The sequence below is a fragment of the Variovorax sp. GW822-FHT04A09 genome, from assembly GCF_058801005.1.
On record NZ_JBXAMV010000003.1, the window covers coordinates 213,894 to 232,874 of the forward strand.

Annotated in this window: 24 protein-coding genes; 7 read left to right on the plus strand and 17 right to left on the minus strand. The window is 68.3% G+C overall.

Translation table 11 applies throughout. The features are described 5' to 3' along the window. Positions 1-5 precede the first annotated feature (5 nt). From AC1RLW_RS17475 to AC1RLW_RS17495, 5 genes are all read right to left on the minus strand, one after another. Positions 6-584 (minus strand): dihydrofolate reductase family protein, encoded by a 579-nt coding sequence (locus AC1RLW_RS17475; protein ID WP_493194169.1) that lies wholly within the window; start codon positions 582-584, stop codon positions 6-8. Between the two features lie 113 nt (positions 585-697). Further along, complete coding sequence (locus tag AC1RLW_RS17480) at positions 698-1,054, minus strand: hypothetical protein (protein ID WP_493194170.1); 357 nt, start codon at positions 1,052-1,054, stop codon at positions 698-700. Positions 1,055-1,086: 32 nt separating this feature from the next. Further along, entirely contained in the window at positions 1,087-1,461 is a 375-nt protein-coding gene (locus AC1RLW_RS17485; RefSeq protein WP_493194172.1) for a tetratricopeptide repeat protein, read from the minus strand. A 63-nt stretch (positions 1,462-1,524) separates the two neighbouring features. After that, positions 1,525-2,319: an ornithine carbamoyltransferase gene (locus AC1RLW_RS17490; RefSeq protein WP_493194174.1), complete on the minus strand. Its 795-nt coding sequence runs from the start codon at positions 2,317-2,319 to the stop codon at positions 1,525-1,527. A 173-nt stretch (positions 2,320-2,492) separates the two neighbouring features. Then, positions 2,493-2,864: a hypothetical protein gene (locus tag AC1RLW_RS17495; protein ID WP_493194176.1), complete on the minus strand. Its 372-nt coding sequence runs from the start codon at positions 2,862-2,864 to the stop codon at positions 2,493-2,495. Positions 2,865-3,157: 293 nt separating this feature from the next. Between AC1RLW_RS17495 and AC1RLW_RS17500 the strand changes: the two genes are divergently transcribed. Beyond that, the gene (locus AC1RLW_RS17500) at positions 3,158-3,445 is read left to right on the plus strand and encodes a helix-turn-helix domain-containing protein (protein WP_493194177.1); all 288 of its coding nucleotides are present in this window, start codon (positions 3,158-3,160) and stop codon (positions 3,443-3,445) included. A gap of 4 nt (positions 3,446-3,449) precedes the next feature. On the opposite strand, the gene AC1RLW_RS17505 is transcribed toward AC1RLW_RS17500, so the two are convergent. Continuing rightward, a complete protein-coding gene (locus AC1RLW_RS17505; protein WP_493194179.1) occupies positions 3,450-3,722 on the minus strand; it encodes a hypothetical protein in 273 nt (90 codons plus the stop codon). Between the two features lie 353 nt (positions 3,723-4,075). Between AC1RLW_RS17505 and AC1RLW_RS17510 the strand changes: the two genes are divergently transcribed. Together AC1RLW_RS17510 and AC1RLW_RS17515 are read left to right on the plus strand one after the other, a co-directional pair. After that, positions 4,076-5,077: a LysR family transcriptional regulator gene (locus tag AC1RLW_RS17510; protein ID WP_493194181.1), complete on the plus strand. Its 1,002-nt coding sequence runs from the start codon at positions 4,076-4,078 to the stop codon at positions 5,075-5,077. 4 nt (positions 5,078-5,081) lie between these two features. Further along, a complete protein-coding gene (locus tag AC1RLW_RS17515) occupies positions 5,082-5,546 on the plus strand; it encodes a GNAT family N-acetyltransferase (RefSeq protein ID WP_095744240.1) in 465 nt (154 codons plus the stop codon). Positions 5,547-5,560: 14 nt separating this feature from the next. Here AC1RLW_RS17515 and AC1RLW_RS17520 read toward each other — a convergent pair whose 3' ends face one another. Further along, positions 5,561-5,905, minus strand: a complete 345-nt coding sequence (locus AC1RLW_RS17520; protein ID WP_307637332.1) for a hypothetical protein — start codon at positions 5,903-5,905, stop codon at positions 5,561-5,563. A 76-nt stretch (positions 5,906-5,981) separates the two neighbouring features. Continuing rightward, positions 5,982-6,467, minus strand: coding sequence for a DUF2165 family protein (locus AC1RLW_RS17525; RefSeq protein ID WP_493194183.1), 486 nt, complete (start codon positions 6,465-6,467; stop codon positions 5,982-5,984). A gap of 99 nt (positions 6,468-6,566) precedes the next feature. On the opposite strand from AC1RLW_RS17525, the gene AC1RLW_RS17530 reads away from it, so the two are divergent. After that, positions 6,567-6,920 (plus strand): hypothetical protein, encoded by a 354-nt coding sequence (locus AC1RLW_RS17530; protein WP_493194184.1) that lies wholly within the window; start codon positions 6,567-6,569, stop codon positions 6,918-6,920. A gap of 6 nt (positions 6,921-6,926) precedes the next feature. On the opposite strand, the gene AC1RLW_RS17535 is transcribed toward AC1RLW_RS17530, so the two are convergent. The 6 genes from AC1RLW_RS17535 to AC1RLW_RS17560 form a co-directional block, all read right to left on the minus strand. After that, on the minus strand, positions 6,927-7,556 hold the full coding sequence (locus AC1RLW_RS17535; RefSeq protein ID WP_493194186.1) for an FABP family protein: 630 nt from the start codon (positions 7,554-7,556) through the stop codon (positions 6,927-6,929). Positions 7,557-7,635: 79 nt separating this feature from the next. Next, positions 7,636-8,061, minus strand: coding sequence for a hypothetical protein (locus tag AC1RLW_RS17540; protein WP_493194188.1), 426 nt, complete (start codon positions 8,059-8,061; stop codon positions 7,636-7,638). Positions 8,062-8,079: 18 nt separating this feature from the next. Then, positions 8,080-9,408, minus strand: coding sequence for an adenylosuccinate synthetase (locus AC1RLW_RS17545; protein WP_493194189.1), 1,329 nt, complete (start codon positions 9,406-9,408; stop codon positions 8,080-8,082). Between the two features lie 10 nt (positions 9,409-9,418). Then, entirely contained in the window at positions 9,419-10,390 is a 972-nt protein-coding gene (locus AC1RLW_RS17550; RefSeq protein ID WP_159274529.1) for a VWA domain-containing protein, read from the minus strand. A gap of 40 nt (positions 10,391-10,430) precedes the next feature. Continuing rightward, positions 10,431-11,372, minus strand: coding sequence for a protein kinase family protein (locus AC1RLW_RS17555; protein ID WP_493194191.1), 942 nt, complete (start codon positions 11,370-11,372; stop codon positions 10,431-10,433). A 16-nt stretch (positions 11,373-11,388) separates the two neighbouring features. Next, a complete protein-coding gene (locus AC1RLW_RS17560) occupies positions 11,389-12,699 on the minus strand; it encodes a hemolysin family protein (RefSeq protein WP_095744233.1) in 1,311 nt (436 codons plus the stop codon). Positions 12,700-12,722: 23 nt separating this feature from the next. Between AC1RLW_RS17560 and AC1RLW_RS17565 the strand changes: the two genes are divergently transcribed. Continuing rightward, complete coding sequence (locus tag AC1RLW_RS17565) at positions 12,723-13,574, plus strand: symmetrical bis(5'-nucleosyl)-tetraphosphatase (RefSeq protein ID WP_493194193.1); 852 nt, start codon at positions 12,723-12,725, stop codon at positions 13,572-13,574. Positions 13,575-13,598: 24 nt separating this feature from the next. On the opposite strand, the gene AC1RLW_RS17570 is transcribed toward AC1RLW_RS17565, so the two are convergent. Beyond that, positions 13,599-15,152 carry a M20/M25/M40 family metallo-hydrolase gene (locus AC1RLW_RS17570; protein ID WP_493194195.1) on the minus strand — a complete coding sequence of 518 codons (1,554 nt, stop codon included), beginning with the start codon at positions 15,150-15,152 and terminating at the stop codon, positions 13,599-13,601. A 128-nt stretch (positions 15,153-15,280) separates the two neighbouring features. On the opposite strand from AC1RLW_RS17570, the gene AC1RLW_RS17575 reads away from it, so the two are divergent. After that, positions 15,281-16,225 carry a LysR family transcriptional regulator gene (locus AC1RLW_RS17575; RefSeq protein WP_493194196.1) on the plus strand — a complete coding sequence of 315 codons (945 nt, stop codon included), beginning with the start codon at positions 15,281-15,283 and terminating at the stop codon, positions 16,223-16,225. Positions 16,226-16,227: 2 nt separating this feature from the next. On the opposite strand, the gene AC1RLW_RS17580 is transcribed toward AC1RLW_RS17575, so the two are convergent. Beyond that, positions 16,228-16,743: a response regulator transcription factor gene (locus tag AC1RLW_RS17580; protein WP_493194198.1), complete on the minus strand. Its 516-nt coding sequence runs from the start codon at positions 16,741-16,743 to the stop codon at positions 16,228-16,230. A 238-nt stretch (positions 16,744-16,981) separates the two neighbouring features. Between AC1RLW_RS17580 and AC1RLW_RS17585 the strand changes: the two genes are divergently transcribed. Continuing rightward, complete coding sequence (locus AC1RLW_RS17585) at positions 16,982-18,019, plus strand: AraC family transcriptional regulator (protein ID WP_493194199.1); 1,038 nt, start codon at positions 16,982-16,984, stop codon at positions 18,017-18,019. Here AC1RLW_RS17585 and AC1RLW_RS17590 read toward each other — a convergent pair. Beyond that, complete coding sequence (locus tag AC1RLW_RS17590; RefSeq protein ID WP_493194201.1) at positions 18,016-18,978, minus strand: ABC transporter substrate-binding protein; 963 nt, start codon at positions 18,976-18,978, stop codon at positions 18,016-18,018. The genes AC1RLW_RS17585 and AC1RLW_RS17590 overlap by 4 nt on opposite strands. Positions 18,979-18,981: the final 3 nt, after the last annotated feature.

The window sequence follows — 18,981 nt, forward strand, 5'->3', positions numbered from 1 at the left end:
TTCGACTACCCGGCTTTCAAAGGACCGGCGACTTTGTAGGCACTGAGGAGGATGCCTGATGGCATTGCTTTCGTGGTGACGAGTTCGAAGGCGCGGGGTGGCGTTCCCTGCGCGAAAAAGCGCTTTCCAGCCCCCAGCAGCACCGGATAGACGACCAGCAGCACTTCATCGGCAAGGCCATGCTCCAGCAGCGTCGATGTCAGCGAGGAACTGCCCCAGAGGATCAGGTTCGGGCCCGCCTGCGACTTGAGGCGGCGAACGCCCTCGACGACGTCCGGCCCCACGCTTTCGAACGGGCCCCATGCCAGGCTCTCGGGGCGGTGGGTCACGACATGCTTGGTTGCTGCATTCAGTCCATCCGCCATCGCACCGCTCGGTGCCTTGGGCCAGTAGTCCGACCACATGTCGTAGGTGCGACGCCCGAGCAGCAGATCGAAGCGCTCGCCATGCGCGGCGAGCACTTCATCCCGGCCGGCGGGGCTGCGGTAGGGCGTGGTCCAGTCCGCGTAGGGAAAGCCGTCTTCGCCCGAGGTCTGGATCACGCCATCCAGCGAGATGTGCTCCATGATTTTCAGCGTTCTCATGCGGGTCTCCTTGCTTGGGGTGGGAAGGTGCAGGTCTGTGGCCCTGGGCGAAGCAGGCGCTGTGTGCGCGGTGCGTGGGGGATGGTAGTGGAGCTCGGTGGCCGCCCTCTGCCCTAACCCAACGGGCGCAGCGGCGGAAGAGGAAGCACCGAAGGCGCATCAGTGGCCATCGAATAGACCTCGATCCCACTGAGCAGACCTCCGCTCTCGAAAATGAATGCACCTGCCGGCGCATCAACAGGGCCGCAGAGAAAGTCCCCAAGGATGTGCACGCCCGGAGGCGCAGGAGGATGGCCTTTGATCTGAAGATTGATGCTTGCGCAGCCGCATGGACACCGCCACGGGGTAACTTCCGCCAACTCCAACTGCGCCAGAAATGTCCGAGCCTCGGGAAGGCCGTTCTCCAACATCCACTGGGCGAGCGCACGTTCAGAGACGGTCAACGAGCGGCTTTTTTCGGTCGTATTCATGGCATCACCGTACTTCAACCGGCATGTGCTGCTCAATGGGCCTGCGCATCAAAGTATGCCGGCCACGACAGCGGCGAAGCCTGGAGCCCTTCGGCCCCACGGAATGCAGACATGGCTTTCGCGCGTGAGCCGAAGTTCATCGTTGCCACGCCGAGGTTGAAGAACGTGTTCCGATCGGTGGAGCCGAGTTCGACTGCACGTTGCAGGGCGGATGCAGCCTCGTTGTGCTTGCCTTGATCGGAAAGCACGGCGCCCAAGCACGTCAGGGCAAGGACATTGCCAGGAGATTCAACGAGCGCCTTCGAGAGCAACGCTTGCGCAGAGGCAAAGTTGACTTCCCACTTGTCGGGGTTGTTCCATGCGTCGTCGACAAGCAATCGGCTGACGGAGATGAAGTCCTCGCTCATAGGCTGTTCAGGTTTTTTTCGACTCTATTCCGTCCAACACTCGACCAACCGACCCCGGTCGATTCAGTTTGCAAGCAGATGTTGAAGCACCGCTCTTTGCACCGGCAAGAGGAGCTTCTTCTGCTCGTAGCCGGCGAAGTTCGGATAGCGACGAGGGTCCACCGAAAGTTCACCACCGACAGTAAACGGTGGCGTCGGCAACAGCACGGGGTTGCCCATCCGAGCCAGATCTTCGACGGACAGCGGACGGCTCAACTGCTCCGTGCTCCGAGGCCAGCCATCGGTGATGACCACGTCCGCCGCTTCTGGGGAAGACGATGAAAAGGCTACGCTGGGGATGGTCTCGTGGAAGCTCTCATGGCAGACATGAACCAGCGAAAGGCCCATCACGCCTGCCAGCTCGTGCCATGAACGAAACACGTTGGTCGGCGGCCCCCAAAGGCAGATACGCACCTTTTGAATCGGGCCCATGGTTGTTTCGATGAAGCAGGCATCGGTAAGAACTTCGCATGGATGGCCGGCGTTCGACATCGCGTTGACGACCGGCCTGCGGGACGAAGCAGCGAACTCCGCGAGGCGTTCATGGTTCGACTCCCGGATGACGTAGATGTCATAGAACGGGTCGAGATAGCCTGCGAGATCGCACACACGTTCGCTTGTGTTCAGGAGATTCGGCAGCTCGATGACGGACAGGTTCAGTTCCTGGAATGCCTTGAGGAACGTCGTGCGCGTGCGAATGCCATTTCCTTCGAACGACCAGGCGGCGGTGCCTTGAACATCCACAGCGGGCGATGCGGCCAGGCACCAGATCGCGTGAACATCCTCGGGGGCAAGTACTGACAGGCTGACTAGGTGCATGGCTGGGGATACGCCAGAGACTTGAGATTGGAGGCTGCGATTGCACGTCCGGTTCTGGTCGACTTTCTGTCGGACGCGCTCACAACGATCGGGCCATAAGCGGTTCCACATTGCGGCCCTGAACGTACTACCTGTTCGAGCTGCACTGCACCTCGACCAGCCAAGTTCCGTCGCTATGAACCGGCTCGCGCGAAACGTGTAATCACAATGATGTCGGTCTGCTGACTGGTACCAGCCGACGGCGGCATGATCTTCGCTAGCTCAGCGGCTGTCTGCTCAACAATCAACTGCAATTTCCCTTGATCAAATTCCACGCGCTTCCTGGAAACCATTCCAAGCTGAATTGCCAGATTCGACTCAATGATGGTCGTTTCGATGGTTTGATCGTCAATCCACCTGTAGGTCCCGGCAGATCGAAAGTTTGGGCCGGTTGAAGACCATGTAGTTGGTCCGAACTCCGCAAAACTTTCTCCGTTGCTGGGCTGCGGTACAAGCCGCGTCCCGTTCACGATCTTCACCAGATCAATGTGACGCCATTTGCCCAAGAGCAATTGCTTCGAGGCGAACGCAGCTGGCCCCTCTCGCAAGTCGGCCGCAACGTTCGCAGACGCGGAAGCCGTCGACGGTTGTTTTGGGACGGAGCACGCAGCACAAAGCGCAAAAACAAGTGGCACAAGAAGATGTCGCATGTCTGACTGTAAAACACAGAGTAGGAACAATCGCGCAGCTCATCGAGAGAACGTCGCCAACAGCCTTTGTGCCGAAGCGCGCCGCGCAGTGCGCCCTCTGCGCGGAAGCCTCTCTACCGACCTTCGCCAGGAGCGGACACAATCACCCCATGGCCAAAGGAAAACGAATCTCTTCCGACATTGGGGACGACGCGATCGAAGCGATCAAGGCGTTCGAGGCTGCCGCCAAGCTGGCGCGCACCACCGCTGGCGAGGGCCAGGCCGCTGCTGCCACGCGCCTGGGCGTTCATGTCCAGACGATCGCGCGGATCGAATCGGGGGAGCCGGGCGTTGCCATCGGGCACGTGCTCGGCATGCTGGCGCTCTACGGCATCTCGACGACGCTACAGCAGCGACAGCCGCGACCGCCGGCGGAGAACGGCGAGCGCCCCGCCTGAACCGTCAGCCCCGCTGGGCATCGCCCACGGCAGCACGCAGCGACTGCAGCGTGGCCTCGGCGGCTTCGATGCGCCGCTGCAGTTCTTCGTTGACCAGCCGCACGAGCGCGCCGAGCTCGGTGCGCGTCGGGTACACATCGTCGGTGTCGTTCACGTGTTGCGGCACGATGAGTTTCTCGATGCACGCATACGCGCGGCGCACCATGTGAAAGCTGTCGAGGTCATCGCAGGCCTGCAAGGCGAGCGATTCGGCTGTGACGGAAGGGGCGAGAGCCATGCGTGGCCTCCAGGCAGTTCGGTTTGCAACAACCGTCGCACCCAACGCCAATTGAGGGCGGCAGCTCGAACAGGTTGGCGTACCGGGAACTGCTTGCGCAAACCGGCGAGCCTCGCGGCTCCCTGCTCGAGCCGCCAAAAAATGGAGGCACGAACGACAAAGCCACAGAGTCTCTGCGGAGAAATCTGCGGCTTTCGTCGCAGCAGTTACACGGGACGCCAATCCCGGTCACGCCTGTTTTTGACGTGACGGCCGCAGTATAGCCACGCACCCCCACCCCCTTCGCAGCGCAAAACCGGGATGCCCCTACGACCCGTGCCCCCTCCCCCGATGCTGGAACAATGCGCCGATCTATGGATGGTCTCGATCTCATCAAAACGTTCCGCGAAGTCGCGTTCCGGCGCAGCTTTTCCCGCGCGGCCCTCTCGCTGGGCATGTCCAAGGCCACGGTCAGCCGCTATGTGGCCGAGCTGGAAGCGCGCAGCGGCGTGCGCCTGCTCAACCGCTCGACCCGCTCCCTGAGCCTCACCGACGCGGGCGAGGTGCTGCTGGAGCGCAGCACCGAGCTGGTGACGATGGCAGAGAACACGCTCAACGACCTGCAGGCGCACGGCTCGCACCCGCGCGGGCGCCTGCGCATGAGCGCGCCGCACGGGCTCATCGCGGGTTGGCTTTCGGACGTGATCGCGGAGTTCATCAAGCTCTATCCCGACGTGTACGTGAGCCTGAATTTCACCAACCACGACATCGACCTGATCGAGGAAGGCATCGACATCCACCTCACGGGCGGGCGCATCGACGACATGAACCTGATCGTGCGCCGGCTGGTGCGCTTCGACATGGTAGTGTGCGCGTCGCCCGCCTACTGGGCGCAGCGCGGCATTCCGCAGGTGCCCGAGGACATGGCGCGGCACGACGTGCTGAGCTATTCGCCGATGCCCACCACGCACCTGCCTTTTGAAACCGACGGCCAGCCGCACGACGTGGCGGTGCACAGCCGCATGGAGGCCAACGACGCGGTGGCGCTGATCGAGCTGGCGCTGCGCGGCGTGGGCGTGGCCTACGTGCCCGAGCCGCTGGCGCAGTCGCACCTGGAGCGCGGCGCGCTGGTGCCGGTGCTGCGCGACCACATGCCGCACGAGCACTGGCTGTATGCCGCGTACTCGCAGCGCCGCCACAACAGCGCGGCGATGCGCGCGATGCTCGACTTTCTCGAAAAATCGATGGGGCCGGTGCCCGAACCCATGCCCGCGGCAGTGCCGGTGGCGTTGCCGGCCTGCCCTGTCAACGCCGCGACCACCGCCGCTGCCATCGCGGCGCGCAACACATCCGTGCCCAATGCAAAGGCCCCCTGACCTCATGACCACGCCCGCGCTCCTGATCCGCCCGCCCACGCCCGACGACTTCGCCGCATGGAAGCCGCTCTGGGACGGCTACAACGCCTTCTACGGCCGCGAGGGCCCCACGGCCCTGCCCGAGGCGATCACGCAGGTCACGTGGCAGCGCTTCTTCGATCCGTACGAGCCAGTGCATGCGCTGGTGGCCGAGCGCGAGGGGCAACTGGTGGGGCTGGTGCACTACCTGTTCCACCGCAGCACGACGCGCATCGAGCCCAACTGCTACCTGCAGGATCTGTTCACGCAATCGTCCGAACGCGGCCAGGGCGTGGGCCGGCAGTTGATCGAGGGCGTGTACGAACAGGTGCGACGCGCGGGTGCACACCGCGTGTACTGGCAGACGCACACGACCAATGCGGCGGGGCGGATGCTCTACGACAAGATGGCAAAGCACGAGGGCTTCATCGTCTACGCGACGATGGTCTGACCCCGTGCTGAAGATCAGTACTTGATGGTGACGCCGGCCTTCACGCCGGTGTTGGCCTTGCCGTCCGAATGCGCGCCGCCCGAGAAGGAGACGTCGCCGCCGGTCTTGGCGCCCACCGAATAGGTGGGCCGCTTGCCCGAGGTGTCGGTGCCGGCTTCGAGGGCGCTGCCGTCGGGGCGCTGCACGCCGACCGTGGCGCCGTTCGTGCGGGCCGAGGTTTCGGTGGAGTTCACATTGGGCGCGATGTAGGCCGTGCCCTTGTCGTCGCTGTCGACGGGCACTCTCACGGGCTCCGCGATGGCCGCCACGGCGGCAGCGCAGGCAACCCCACCCAGGAACGCAAGAATCACTCTGTTCATGAGGACCGATGGTGGATGCAGCGCGTCGCGCGGGCTGTGGGCGTGGCCTCACCGCGCGCGTAGGACGAAGGCGGCATCAGTGCCATGACAGGTTGAACAGGAAGAACGCCGCCAGCACCCACAAGAGCAGCACGAGGTGCGTGAGCTGCAGGCCCTCCTGCCGTATCCAGTAGCCGAACCACAGGCCGCCCAGGTGCATCGCGAAGAGGAAGGCAGCAAAGCCGGCCAGCCCCAGGTTGAGCCACGGCCGTGCGGCCGTCAGGTCGCCGCCGACCACCAGCATCGCGCTGCCGGCCCAGAACGCCAGCGCCGCCGCCAACTGCAGTGCCAGCACCACGCACAACGCCGCGCGGTGCAGCGCCACCGAGCGGATGGCGCGCGTGAGCAAGGGCGTGTCGATGGCCGGATCGACGCGCAACGGCGCCATCGACATCGTGCCGCCGACCGCAAACACCGAGCCCGCGAAGCCGCGCCAGTTGTTGCGCACGGCAATGGACAGCCACAGCGCCATGCCCAGCGCGTGGAGAGACTGGAACAGCCAGACGGAGGTAGGGAGATTCATCGGGGTGCCTGCGTTTTTAAATATCAAAGATTATTCTTTGATATTGACGCAACCGCCGGCCGGCGCTCAAAGTCCCTCAAGGAAGGTCGAACGAATGCCATGAACACCGCCACCACCCCACCCGGCCCCTCCCCCGAGGTGCTCGAGCGCCTGCTGGCCGCCGGCCGCGACGGCGCCCTGCTGCGCATGAGCCTGGCGCTGGCGCACCACCGGCGCGACGACGCGCCCACGGCGCTGATGCATGTCGAAAAGGCGCTCGCCTTCGACCCCGAGTTCACCGCTGCGTGGCGGCTGCAGGGCCTGCTCGCGCTGGCGCTCGGCGACGCAGCGAAGGCCGAAGCCTCGTTCGCGCAGGCGCTGGAGGTGGCGCAGCGGCGCGGGGAGCTTCAGCTGGTGAAGGAGCTCACCGTGCGGCTGCGGCGCCTGCGCACGCCGAAGCCGCCCGCCGCTTGACGGACCTCAGCCCATCTTCGCCAGCGGATTGAGCCCCGGCTCGCCGACGCGCGTGAGCGTGTTGCGGTCGGTGTGGTGAAAGGGCTCGGCCTGGCCCAGGATCTGCATCACGGTGTCCTGGTCGTACGACCAGGTGCCGTCGGCGTTGATCTTCACCGTGATGTTCCACGCCAGCGTGGTGAAGGCACGCTCCAGGAACGGGTTCGACACGATGCCGTTCACCAGGCTGCCGTGCTCGGCGCTGAGCGTGAACTCGGTGTCGCCGGGCTTCACGTGGCCGCTGGCCATGGCCACCTGCCCGCGCGGAATGGCCAGCGTGAGAAACACGGTGCTGGTGGCCGGCTCCCACAGCCAGTAGCCGACCTGGTCGTGGTACATCTTGGTGAGGCCGGGCTTGTGGATGTAGGTGTGGTAGCGCAGGCCGTACAGCAGCTGCGGGCCGTTGGTCTGCGCGTCGATGGGCTGCAGCTCGCAGTGCTCGACGTAGACCTGCGTCTTCGGGCCGTCTTTCTTCGGCTTGACGTCGACGCCCTTCGTGCCCTCCCAGATGCCCGCCATCGGCCGCAGCGGGCCCAGGTTGGCGAGCGTGTCGGGATCGGCGGGGGGTTCGGTGTAGATGTCTTCAGGAGTGGTCATGGTGTGTGTCGTGGGGGAAGGAAAACGGAGAGACGCTTGTCGGTTCTGATTCTGCTTGAGTGCCGCGGCGGCCAGATCGTCAGAGCGTGTCCCAGACCTGCGCGAGCCCGACGAGGTGCACCACGCCGTACACGAAGCACACGAGCGAGCTCCACACCCAGAAAGCACTGAGGCGGCGCCGGTCGAACAGCCACATCGCGACGGCGACAAGGCCGCGCAGCAGGTACACGGCGGTGATGGCAGGCAGCACCAGCGCCTGCAGCGGCAGTGGCTGCAGCACGCCGGCGCCTGCCAGCGCGTAGGCGGCCCACACGCCCAGCATGCCGGCGATGACCAGCGTGACGGCCACGGGGTACAGGTGGCCCGCCTCGGCGCTCGCGGCCATTCGCTCGCCCGCGCCGAAGAAGCGGTACCAGGCCGGGCCGCCGAAGATGACGCAGATGTGCAAGAGCGCGACGATGGCGCTCAGCACGGCACCGGCGATCAGGAAGAGGTTGGGGGTCACGCGGGCTTTCTCATCAGGTCAGCGCAGCAGGTCGCGCGCGCGGACGGCCTCGCGCACCGGGCCGAACGCACCGAAGCGCACGGGCAGGCCGCTGAGGGCTTCCACGCGCCGCACCCAATCGGGGGCGTGGGCGACGGATTGCGATTCGTACAAAGGTTGGGCGCCTTCCAGCAGGCGGGTGAGCGCGTGCTGGTGGTCCAGGTCGGTCGCATCGCCGAGTGGCAGCGACGACAGCGTGCGCCCATCGGCATCGCGGTAGCCGGCGCACCAACGCAGGTCCGCGTGCGTGAGCGCATCGAGGTGGCTGGCGAGCAGCCCGTCGAGCGGCCCGGCGGCGGCGAGCGCATAGCGCAGCAGCACCGCGTCGGGGTGGCCACGGCGGAACGCGCCCTGCCAGCCGTCGTCGGCGTTGTGCGGCTCGGCCAGCCGCGCATCGAGCGCGCGGTCGTGCGTGGGCAGCGGACCGGCGCCGTGCCGCGTGAAGTGGCTGCGCAGCACGCCCAGGTGCTGCACGGGCGCGGCGATGCCAGCATCACGCAACACCGCCTCGACGGCCGTGGTGGAGACGGTGCTCCAGGTCGTGTGCGGATGGAAGCCGCGCCACTCGTCGAGCAGCACGCCCTGCGCGCCTTCGAACAGCACGGTGCCGGCACGCGCGAGCCGTTCGCCGATGGCGTCGGCGCTCGCGGGCGGCGACTGGCGCAGGCAGGGCTGCACGGCGTCGAGCCAGCGTTGTGCGAGTGACGCGTCGGCGAGCACGGCCAGCTCTTGCGCGGCCTCGGTCGACGAAGGCAGCGCGTTCGCGAACTCGCGGTGCAGCGCGAGGCGCAGGGCTTCGAGTTTGTCGAGCGTGCGCGCGGGGTGAACAAGGTCGCCGTAGTGCAGCGTCATTTCAGGCGCGGCCAGCGCCTGCCGCACGGTCTCGCCCACGCCGACGCCGCAGCTGCCGTGCGCAGCGGTGCCGCGTGCCCATTCGCGCAGGCGGCCAGCAGCCTGGTGGAACGGCGTGGTCACGCGGCAGCGCGCATCGATGAACAGGCGCGCGAAGGCGTCGGGCACACCCGCGCGCTGCAGCACCTCGGCCTCGACACGCAACGCCGTCGGGTGCACCACCACCGGGCTGGCGAGCACGGTCGCCACGCCGGCATGGAAGCTGCCCGCGCCGAACTGCGAGAAGGTGTGGTGGCGGCCGTCGGCCAGCACCACGTTGTGGCCGGCCTGCGCGCCGCCGTTGAAGCGCACGACGGTGTGCGCGCCCCAGGCGCCGCACAGGAAGTCGGTGAAGCGGCCCTTGCCGCAGTCGCCGAAACCGAGGCCGAGCAGCGAGACGTAGCGCGTCGAAGTCAACGGCAGGCCGTCAGCCGAAGAGTCGCTTCCACCACGAGCTGCGCGCCCCGTTGCCGGCGGCCGGCGTGGCGCGGCGCGGTGCGGTCGGGTCGAGCAGCGCGGCGTAGCCGTCCAGCGCATGCAGCACGCCGCCCACGCGCTCCTTGGCCATGCCGGTGGCGGCCATCACCCCCGCCAGCGCGTCGAGGCTGGGCACGGCCTTCTCGGTGAGCGCGACGATGCCGGCCGCCACGGCGCAGGCGTCGTCGGGCGAGTCCATGCAGATCACGTGGTCGCCCAGCAGCTCGCGCCAGCGCGGCTCGCAGCGGCGACGGCGTTGCGCGTCGGGGATCAGGAAGAACAGGTGCGTGGTCTCGGCCGCGGCGGCGATGACTTCTTCGATGGGAATGTCCTCGTCGAGCTTCTCGCCGATGAGGCCTTCGACCTGGTGGCGCGACACGGCCGGGTACGGCAGCTCGTCGCCGGTGACGAACAGGTAGCCGCGCTTCTTGCGTTTCACCCAGCAGTCCATGTCGGTGTGCTGCGCCATGACGTAGAAGGCCAGCTCGTAGCTTTCTTCGCCGCTGCCCCCGCCGCCGCCTTCGAGGTAGCTCCAGGTGAGCCACTGGTCCATGAGGTTGGCGGTCGATTCGAACTGGCCCACCTGCAGCGGCGCCTGGTCGGAGGTGGCGTCGCCGATGGCCATGAACAGCAGCTGGGGGTCGGCCACGCCGCAGTCGGTCAGCAGCTTCATGAAGGTCGGCAGCTCGCGCCGCGCCAGGGTCTGCGGGATGTCGCCCATCGAGCCGGTGACGTCGAGCGCGAAAGCGATGCCCAGCGAGTTCGGGTGGTCGGCGTTGTCGCGCGACTCGCGCACCTTGAGCCCCTGCGGGTTCATTAGCGCGTGCGTGGCGGTCTGCGTGAAGACTTCGCTGCCGGACTTGGCGGCGCGGTCGGCCACGATGGCCGCGTGGGCGGCGTGCGAGTAGTTTCCGTAACCCATGGACGTGCTCCTTCGTGAGGAAAAAGTGAAAAGCTGGCGGCTAGCCGGCCGGCGCGGGGTCGAAGTGAACGAAGCGCGGCGGCCCGAAGGCCTCGCGCGAGGCGACCGACAGCGCCTGCTCGATGCCCTGCGCGCCCAGGCGCTCGCAGGCCACGGCGTCGTCGCTGCACTCGCGCAGCAAGGCGGCCAGCGGCGCGGAGGTGGCGCTGTCGGACAGCAGCGCGCGCACGCTGCGCGCCGACGCCATCAGGTCGCGCCCGATGGCGCCGCCCGACACGTCCTGCTTCGCCTGTGACCAGCCGATGAGCAGCACGCCGTGGTCGCGCGGATGCACGAGTGCGTGCGCGGGCACGAGCGCGCGGTGCGTCCAGCCGGCGCCGTGCACGAAGGCCAGCACCTCGAGCATGCGCCGCCAGAGCCAGACGGCATGGCGCGCATCGATGCCTTGCGGATTGGCCTGCTGCACTTCCTGCAGGCTGCCCCAGAAACCGGTCGGGTGGCGCAGCACGAGCGCCTGCCGTTCGCCATCGCCCAGGCCCAGCGCCACGCCCAGGCCCAGCGGCTGCGGCAGCCGCCGCGTGAAGTAGGCCGCGCCGGGCACCGACAGGGCTTGCAGCGCCTGCAGCACGGCGGCCTCGCGCGTCAGCACGACGTCGCCCGCCGCGTCGCGCGCGAGCTTGATCGTCACGCGCTCGGGCACGGCGCCCAGCCGTTCGGCCAGCAGAACCTCGCTGTGTTCGCCCTGGCCCAGCGGCGCGAGCACGCGGTAGTGCGCGCCGCGCCATTGCAGCAGCCGACCGGTGTCCGACAGCTGCGCCGCGTTGGCGCGGCGCCAGGCGGCGCGAAAGCTCTCGCGCTCGACGGTCTCGGTGCCGCGCGTGATGGTGGCGCCGCAGTAGCCGCAATTGACGGTGCGCCAGCGCGCCGCGCGCGGCAGCGGGGCCGAGCATTGGGGGCAACTCAGTGCAAGCAGCGACAGCATGGCCGCGCCCTCCTCTTCAGTCTTCTTGCGGCGCGGCCGGGTCCGGCGACGCCAGCACGCGGTCGATGCGACGCCCTTCGAGCGCCACGACCTCGAAGCACCAGCCCGCGCAGTCGATGTGCTCGCCCACGGCGGGCAGGTGGCCCGACACGGACATGAGCAGGCCCGCCACGGTGTTGTAGCGCCCGCGCTCTTCATCGGGCAGTTCGCGGATGCCCAGGCGCGCGCGCAGTTCCGACACGGGCATGAGGCCGTCGAGCTCCCACATGCCGTCGGCGCGCTGGTGGGCCCAGGCGTCGGCCTGCATGCCGGGCTGCAGCTCGCCCGTGATGGCCTCGAGCAGGTCGCGCGGGGTCATGAGGCCCTGCACCACGCCGTACTCGTCGACCACGAACACGAGCCGGCCGGCGCGCGTGCGGAACTGCTCGAGCAGCTCCATGCCGGTGAGCGTCTCGGGCACGAACACGGCGGGCGTGGCCTCCTGGCCGAGCACGCCCTTGTGGCCGGAACCCAGGCGCAGCAGGTGCGCCACGCTGATCACGCCGACCACGTCGTCCAGCGAGTTGCGGCACACGGGGTACCACGAATGCACGAGGTTGAGCGCCGCGGCGTCCGCCACCTTCTGCAGCGCCTGCGCCACGGTGTTGGAGGCATCGAGCCATTCGATGTCGGCGCGCGGGATCATGAGCGACGACAGGCGGCGGTCGTCCAGGTGGAACACGTTGCGCACCATCTGGTGCTCGTGCTGCTCGATCACGCCGGCGTCCACGCCTTCTTCGAGGCTGGCCGAGATTTCTTCTTCGGTGACCGAACGCGCGGCGTTGGCGTCGATGCGCAGCAGCTTCAGCGTGGTGGCGGTGGCGCCGGCCAGCAGCCACACGAAGGGCTTGGCGCCCTTGGCCAGCCCGCGCATGGGGCGCGACACGAAGCGCGCCACCGGCTCGGGGTACAGCTGGCCGATGCGCTTGGGCACCAGCTCGCCGAAGATGATGGTGAAGAAGGTGATGCAGGTCACCACCACCGCGGTCGACACGATGCTGGAGGTGCCGGCGCCCATGCCCAGGCCTTCCATCCACACCGCGAGCGGCGCCGCGAAGGCGGCCTCGCCCACGATGCCGCTGAGCATGCCGATCGAGGTGATGCCGATCTGCACGGTCGAGAGGAATTGCGTGGGCGATTCCATCAGCTTCAGCGCGGCCTCGGCCCCGGTGTCCCCCGTTTCGGCCAAGGCCGCGAGGCGTGCGCGGCGGCTGGTGGAAAGGGCCATTTCGGACATTGCGAACACCGCATTGAGGGTGGTCAGCAAGGCCAGCAGGAAGACATCCATGAACAGGGGGAGAGAATGAGGGAATGTCACTTTACTGTATCGGCGACGTCCAGGGCTGCGATGCCCCCCTGGGCCGGCTGCTCGACAAGATCGATTTCTCTCCCAGCCGCGACACCCTCGTGGTGCTCGGCGACCTGGTCAACCGGGGCCCCGATTCGGCCGCGGTGCTGCGCCGCCTGCAGGGCTACGGCGCCTCGGCGCGCAGCCTGCTGGGCAACCACGACCTGCACCTGCTGGGCGTGGCGCACGGCGTGCGCAAGGGCGGCCGCAAGGACACCGTGGCCGACCTGCTGGCCGCACCCGACAGCGAAGCGATGCTCGACTGGCTGCGCCAGCAGCACATGGCGCTGCACATGCAGATCGGCGGCGGCGACCTGCTCATGGTGCATGCCGGCGTGCTGCCGCAGTGGACGGTGGGCGACACGCTGGCGCTGGCGTCGGAGGTCGAGTCGGTGCTGCGCGGGCCCGCGCTGGGCGATTTCCTGCACGAGATGTACGGCAACACGCCCGACCACTGGGACGACGCGCTCACGGGCCATGCGCGGCTGCGCGTGATCGTCAACGCGCTCACGCGCCTGCGCTACTGCACGCCCGAGGGCGTGATGGAGTTCGAGAGCAAGGACGGCGCCATTCCCGGCCCCGAGGGCTACCTGCCGTGGTTCGACGTGCCGGGCCGCAAGACGGCTGCGGCCACGGTCGCCTTTGGCCATTGGTCGACGCTGGGCTGGCTCTCGCGGCCCGACCTGCTCTCGACCGACACCGGCTGCGTGTGGGGCGGCTGCCTCAGTGCGGTGCGCTTCGGCGCGACGCTGGACCAGCGCGAGCTGGTCCAGGTGAATTGCGAGCAGGCGCAGAAGCCCGGCAAGGGGGCCTGACGGGCACCCGCCCCGTCCGGGGGCTCAGAACCCGTGCGTCATCAACGCGTAGACCGTCTGCACGCCGGTCACGTAGTTGCCCATGCGCAGGTTCTCGTTCGCCGCGTGCTGGTTGTTGTCGGCGTTCACCAGCGGAATGATCGCGAACGGCACCTGCAGCACGCGCACGATTTCCGCCGTCGGCACGGTGCCGCCCATCATGCGGATGCGCACCGGCTCGGGCGTGGTGCCGAAGGTGTCGGTCAGCGCCTTGTAGGCCCACTGGCCGATGGGTGAGTTGATCGGCGAGCCTGCCGCGTCGGCGCCCTCGCTGCGGTAGCTGAAGCTGGCGATCTTGTCGTAGCGGGCGCGCTCCTCGTCGGTAGGTGCGCCCTTCGCGAGGTGGTAGCCCTGCTTGACGATGTGCGCCTCGATCAGCTTGCCCAGGTAGGGCGCATCGGAGTCGGGCGTGGTGCGCAGGTCCATCTCGGCCTCGGCCTTGTCGGGGACGATGTTCGCCACCTTGTCGCCCACGGCCGCCGAGGCCATGCCGCGCACGTTCAGCGAGGGGTACTGCATCGCCTCCTGGTAGTTGGCGCCGACCCGGTCGGTGCGGGCGATGCCCAGGCGGCGCTTGAGCGCGGCCTCGTCGTCGGGCACGGCGGCCATGATCTTGCGCTCGGCCTCGCCGATCTTCACGCGGTCGTAGTAGCCGGGCACGGTCACGCGACCCGTGTCGTCCTTCATCGTGGCCAGCAGGCTGGCCAGGCGCTGGGCCGGGTTGGGCGCGTAGTTGCCGTAGTGCCCGCTGTGCAGCGGCACCTTGGCGCCGTACACGGTGAGCCGCGCATCGGCCGCGCCGCGGTTGCCGAACACCAGCGTGGGCCGGTTGGTGGCGTGCATGGGGCCGTCGTGGATCACGATGGCGTCGCTGCGCAGCAGCTCGCGGTGCGCCTGCATGACCTGGCTGATGGACGGCGAACCCTTTTCTTCCTCGCTGTCGAGGATCACCTTCACGTTGACCGCCGGCTGGCCGCCGCCGGCCTTCAGCGCGTCGATGGCCGCCAGCAACATCATGATCGGGCCCTTGTCATCCGCCGAGGCCCGGCCGAACACGCGCCACTCGGGGTCCAGCGGGCCGCTGAAGAGCGGGGCCGCGTCGATCTCTTCCCACTCGCCCTTGTCCGTCCTGCGCTTGAGCACGGGTGTCCATGGGCTCTTTTGCGCCCACTGCGCGGGGATCACCGGCTGGCCATCGAGGTGCATGTAGAACAGCACCGTCTTGCGCGCCGGGTCGCTGCCCGGGAACTCGGCGTAGAGCATCGGCTTGCCGCTGTTGGGCAGCTGCTTTGTCGTGAAGCCGCGCTTGCGGAAGGCCTGCTCCAGCCAGTCGACGTTCTTGCGGATGTCTTCCGGCACGGTGGCGTCGTTGGGCAGGGCCAGCAGCTCGAAGTACTCGCGGTAGGTGCCCTGCGCATGGCGCTCGGCCTGGGCCGGCGAGAGTTCGGCCGACTGCGCGAGGCCGTGGCCCAGCAGCAGGACAGCCGTGGGCAGGAACGCCATCAGGCGGCGGGAAGAGCGGGAGGAAAGGTTGGACATGGATGGCGGCGCAGAAGGGAGCAGGACGGAGAACCGGGGATCTGCGCAGCATAAAAAGCGCATACCTTTTCAACAATTGCTATTTTCTTGAACTACCTTTGCATTCAGTGCAAACCTCACGTCACCCCATGCCCAGCCGCCGCCTGCAGGAAACCTCGCTGCGCTACTTCCTCGAAGTGGCCCGCACGGGCTCGCTCACCGAGGCGGCCGCGCGGCTGAACGTCAGCATCTCGGCCATCAGCCGCCAGGTGGCCGCGCTCGAAACGCTGGTGGGCGCGCCGCTGTTCGAGCGCCGCCCACGCGGCATGGTGCCCAGCGCCGCGGGCGAGCTGCTGGCGGCGCACGCGCTGCGCGGCGCACTGGAGGCCGAGCGCGTGCTGTCGGACATCCAGGCGCTGCAGGGGCCGCTGAGCGGGCGGGTGCGCATCGCCTGCTCCTCGGGTTTTGCCAACGAGTTCCTGCCGCGCACCATCGCGGCGTTTCGCGAACAGTACCCGGGCGTGCGCTTCCGGCTCGATGCCACCGGGCCGACGCAGGTGAGCGATGCCGTGCTGCTCGGCGAGGCGGACATCGGCCTGACCTACAGCCGCGCGGCGGTGCGCGGCATCCGGGTCGAGCATCGCCAGCCGGCGTCGGTGTTCGCGATCATGCGACCCGACCATGCGCTGGCGAAGTCGCGCAGCGTGACGTTGGCGCAGATGCATCCCTTCCCCATCGCGCTGGGCAGCCCCGAGAACACGGTGCGCCAGCTGTTCGACGTCGGCTGCAGCAACCGCGGCCTCGTGTTCGAGCCCGTGCTGGTGAGCAACCGTTTCGAGGCCCTTGCCAACTTCGTGCTGCAGGGCGGCGGACTGGCCATCACGGGCGAGATCACGGTGCGCGACCGCGTGCAGCGCGGCGAACTGGTGGCGGCCGAGATCCGCGAGCCCGGCATGCGCGGGCGTTCGGTCGAGCTGCAGACGCTGGCCGACCGCACGCTGCCCGAGGTCGTGCGCACCTTCCTGGCCTACCTGCGCGAGCAGTTGCCGCCGGCCGGTGGCACGCCCAGGGCACGCACGCGCAAGGCCGCCTGAGCTCAGCTGCGCGCGGGCCCGGACCCCGGGAAGCTGATCACCCGGCGCTGCGTCGCGCCCGAGGGGTGCAGCAGCCCGCGCCGCATGGCCTCGTGCACGGCCTGCGTGCGCGAATGGACCGACAGCTTGCGGTAGATGCTCTTGATCTGGCTGGCGACCGTGCTGTCGGAGCGGTGCAGCGCCTCGGCCACGCGCCGGTTGCTCCAGCCCTGGGCCACAAGCTCCAGCACCTTGAGTTCGCGCGGCGAGAGCAGGCCCTCGTCGCCGGTTTCTTCGTGCGTCCGGTCGAGCCCGTGCGCCGCCAGGGCCGCCTCCTCGATGTCGCACAGGATCTGCCGCGCCGTGCGCGCGGCCGCCCACACGTCGCCGCGCTCGACCGCCGTCATCAGGTTGGCCAGGTCCAGCTGGTTGGCCTGGGCAAAAAGCCGCGCCGCGGCGTTCGCGGCCACGGCGGGGCTCAAGGGCGGTGCGTCGTCCAGTTCCGAAATGGCACGCAGCTCGGCGCTTCCTTTGGACATGTCAATGCTCGCTCGGTCGATCAACGCTAGGGGAAAAAAGTAAACCCGGCGTCCCTCTGCCACGAAATGCGATGCAAGGACGCCTCTCGCGAGCCTGAGGTCGCTTTGTAAACAGCCTTGACCTTCCGTCTCAGTTCTTGGGAGAATTTCGCAAAATCTGTGATTTTTTAACGCTTGGTTAGTACTATTTGGCGGGCATGGACCCTCCAGCCCCTTGGCGCCGCTCCGACCTCGCCCTATGACGCACAGCGCCGCCACGGCCCCCGAACGCCCCCTCTGTCCTCCGGGCGTGGCGCACAGCCATTTCGACGTGCACGCAGAGCCGCCCGACCGGCAGTTCCTGGCCTGGCGCGCGCGCGTCGGCCATGTGATGGACGCCCTGCCCTCACGCGACGCACTCGAGCGCCCCTTCAACGCCGCGATCGACCGCTACGACGTGGGCGGCCTGGTCTTCACCGAATGCCGCTCCGACACGCTGGTGCTGGAGCGCTCGCTGGCCCGCGTGTCGACCGACAGCGTGCGCGACTTCGTGTTCCATGTGTTCGAGGAAGGCGGCGTGGACGACCTGCGGGTGCGCGCCACGCCGGGTGCACGCCGTAAGGGCGAACCGCCGCCCGCCCCCGCCGGCACGCCCACCATCCTTGCACTGGACATGAACCAGCCGGTGCGCATGCGGCGCCACGACTGCCGGGTCCACACCTTCTTCGTGCCCGGCACGCTGGTGCAGGAAAGCTTCCCCGACCCCGAGGCCATCCACGGGCGCATGCTCACCTGCACCACGCCGCTGGCACGGCTGGCGGCGGGGCACGCGATCTCGCTGGCGCGCCACATCGGCGGCATGACGCCAGCGGCGGCCCAGAGCGCGGTGCGCACGGGCGCGCAGCTCGTGGTGTCGGCCTTCGGCAAGCAGGCCGGCTTCGATGGCAACGCGCGCGCGGCGGCACGCGCCGCCATGTTCGACCGGGTGCGCCGCCATGTGCAGACGCACCTGCACCGCGCCGACCTCACGCCCGAGAGCGTGCTGGCCGCGCTGCAGCTGCCGCGCCCCACGCTGTACCGCATGTTCCAGCACGAGGGCGGGCTGGGCAGCTACATCCGCAGCCTGCGGCTGCGCCAGGCGGCGAGCGACCTGGCGCGCTACCCGCATGTGATGGTGACCGACATCGCCTACGGCGCCGGCTTTCGCAGCGCCTCGGACTTCAGCCGCGCCTTTCGCCGCGCCTACGGCATCGCGCCGCAGGACTTCCGCGTGCAGGCGCTCGAACGACGGTTCTAGGCCGCCGTGCCGAAGCCCGTGTCGAACGTGCCCTTCACGTCGAGCGGCTGCTTGATGAGCCCCACCTGCCGGTAGAAATCGGCCGTGCCCTGCTGGTCGGCGATGACCTGCGCGTCGATGGCCACCCACTGCTGCTGGCGGCGCTCGAACTGCAGCTTCGCCGCCTCGGGCGGAATGCCGATGATGCGTGCGAGCGTGGCCGAAAACGCATCGACGTTGCGGTACGACCAGCGCTGCGCCTTCACCACGCGCTGCAGAAAGTCCTGCAGCACCGGCCGCTTGGCGGCAATGGCCGCGTCGGTCGCGGCGAGGTAGCTCAGCCCCGGCAGCAGGCCGCGCCCGCTGACCAGCACGCGCGCATGGCGGCTGATTTCGGCCAACGCGGTGTAGGGCTCCCAGGTGGCCCAGGCATCGACCGAGCCCTGCGTGAGCGCGAGCTTGGCATCGGCCGGCGCGAGGAAGCGCAGGTTCACGTCCTCGGGCTTCAGCCCCGCCGCGGTGATCGCCTTCAGCGTGACGTAGTGGCCGATGGAGCCGCGGTTGGTGGCGATGCTCTTGCCCTTGAGTTCGGCAGCAGTCTTCAGCGGCGAATCGGGCCGCACCAGCACCGCCGTGCCGTACGCGTCCGAGCGGTTGGCGCCGATGGCCTTGACGCGCGTGCCGGCCGCCAGCGCGAAGATCAGCGGCGCATCGCCGATCGGGCCCGAATCGACCGCGCCCGCGTTGAGCGCTTCGGCCAGCGGCGCGGCGGCCGGGAACTCCGACCACTGGATGTCGTAGCTCAGGCCTTCGAGCCCGCCCGCCGCTTCGAGCAGCGCGCGCAGCCCGCCCTTCTGGTCGCCGGCCTTGAGCACCGGGCGGCCCTGCGCGCGGACGAAGGTGGGCAAGGTGGCGGTCGTGGCAGCGGCAAGGCCGCCGGCAAGCAGCTGGCGGCGCGATCGGTCGAGGTGCGAGGTCATGGG

Excerpts from the sequence above, each read along its gene's own strand:
- AC1RLW_RS17565 (WP_493194193.1), top strand. The coding sequence starts at position 12,723 with ATGTCACTTTACTGTATCGGCGACGTCCAGGGCTGCGATGCCCCCCTG.
- AC1RLW_RS17510 (WP_493194181.1), top strand. The coding sequence starts at position 4,076 with ATGGATGGTCTCGATCTCATCAAAACGTTCCGCGAAGTCGCGTTCCGG.
- AC1RLW_RS17500 (WP_493194177.1), top strand. The coding sequence starts at position 3,158 with ATGGCCAAAGGAAAACGAATCTCTTCCGACATTGGGGACGACGCGATC.
- AC1RLW_RS17590 (WP_493194201.1), bottom strand. The coding sequence starts at position 18,978 with ATGACCTCGCACCTCGACCGATCGCGCCGCCAGCTGCTTGCCGGCGGC.
- AC1RLW_RS17550 (WP_159274529.1), bottom strand. The coding sequence starts at position 10,390 with ATGGGTTACGGAAACTACTCGCACGCCGCCCACGCGGCCATCGTGGCC.
- AC1RLW_RS17525 (WP_493194183.1), bottom strand. The coding sequence starts at position 6,467 with ATGAATCTCCCTACCTCCGTCTGGCTGTTCCAGTCTCTCCACGCGCTG.
- AC1RLW_RS17480 (WP_493194170.1), bottom strand. The coding sequence starts at position 1,054 with ATGAATACGACCGAAAAAAGCCGCTCGTTGACCGTCTCTGAACGTGCG.
- AC1RLW_RS17505 (WP_493194179.1), bottom strand. The coding sequence starts at position 3,722 with ATGGCTCTCGCCCCTTCCGTCACAGCCGAATCGCTCGCCTTGCAGGCC.
- AC1RLW_RS17475 (WP_493194169.1), bottom strand. The coding sequence starts at position 584 with ATGAGAACGCTGAAAATCATGGAGCACATCTCGCTGGATGGCGTGATC.
- AC1RLW_RS17555 (WP_493194191.1), bottom strand. The coding sequence starts at position 11,372 with ATGCTGTCGCTGCTTGCACTGAGTTGCCCCCAATGCTCGGCCCCGCTG.
- AC1RLW_RS17530 (WP_493194184.1), top strand. The coding sequence starts at position 6,567 with ATGAACACCGCCACCACCCCACCCGGCCCCTCCCCCGAGGTGCTCGAG.
- AC1RLW_RS17485 (WP_493194172.1), bottom strand. The coding sequence starts at position 1,461 with ATGAGCGAGGACTTCATCTCCGTCAGCCGATTGCTTGTCGACGACGCA.
- AC1RLW_RS17560 (WP_095744233.1), bottom strand. The coding sequence starts at position 12,699 with ATGGATGTCTTCCTGCTGGCCTTGCTGACCACCCTCAATGCGGTGTTC.
- AC1RLW_RS17580 (WP_493194198.1), bottom strand. The coding sequence starts at position 16,743 with ATGTCCAAAGGAAGCGCCGAGCTGCGTGCCATTTCGGAACTGGACGAC.
- AC1RLW_RS17490 (WP_493194174.1), bottom strand. The coding sequence starts at position 2,319 with ATGCACCTAGTCAGCCTGTCAGTACTTGCCCCCGAGGATGTTCACGCG.
- AC1RLW_RS17585 (WP_493194199.1), top strand. The coding sequence starts at position 16,982 with ATGACGCACAGCGCCGCCACGGCCCCCGAACGCCCCCTCTGTCCTCCG.
- AC1RLW_RS17535 (WP_493194186.1), bottom strand. The coding sequence starts at position 7,556 with ATGACCACTCCTGAAGACATCTACACCGAACCCCCCGCCGATCCCGAC.
- AC1RLW_RS17515 (WP_095744240.1), top strand. The coding sequence starts at position 5,082 with ATGACCACGCCCGCGCTCCTGATCCGCCCGCCCACGCCCGACGACTTC.
- AC1RLW_RS17575 (WP_493194196.1), top strand. The coding sequence starts at position 15,281 with ATGCCCAGCCGCCGCCTGCAGGAAACCTCGCTGCGCTACTTCCTCGAA.
- AC1RLW_RS17570 (WP_493194195.1), bottom strand. The coding sequence starts at position 15,152 with ATGTCCAACCTTTCCTCCCGCTCTTCCCGCCGCCTGATGGCGTTCCTG.
- AC1RLW_RS17520 (WP_307637332.1), bottom strand. The coding sequence starts at position 5,905 with ATGAACAGAGTGATTCTTGCGTTCCTGGGTGGGGTTGCCTGCGCTGCC.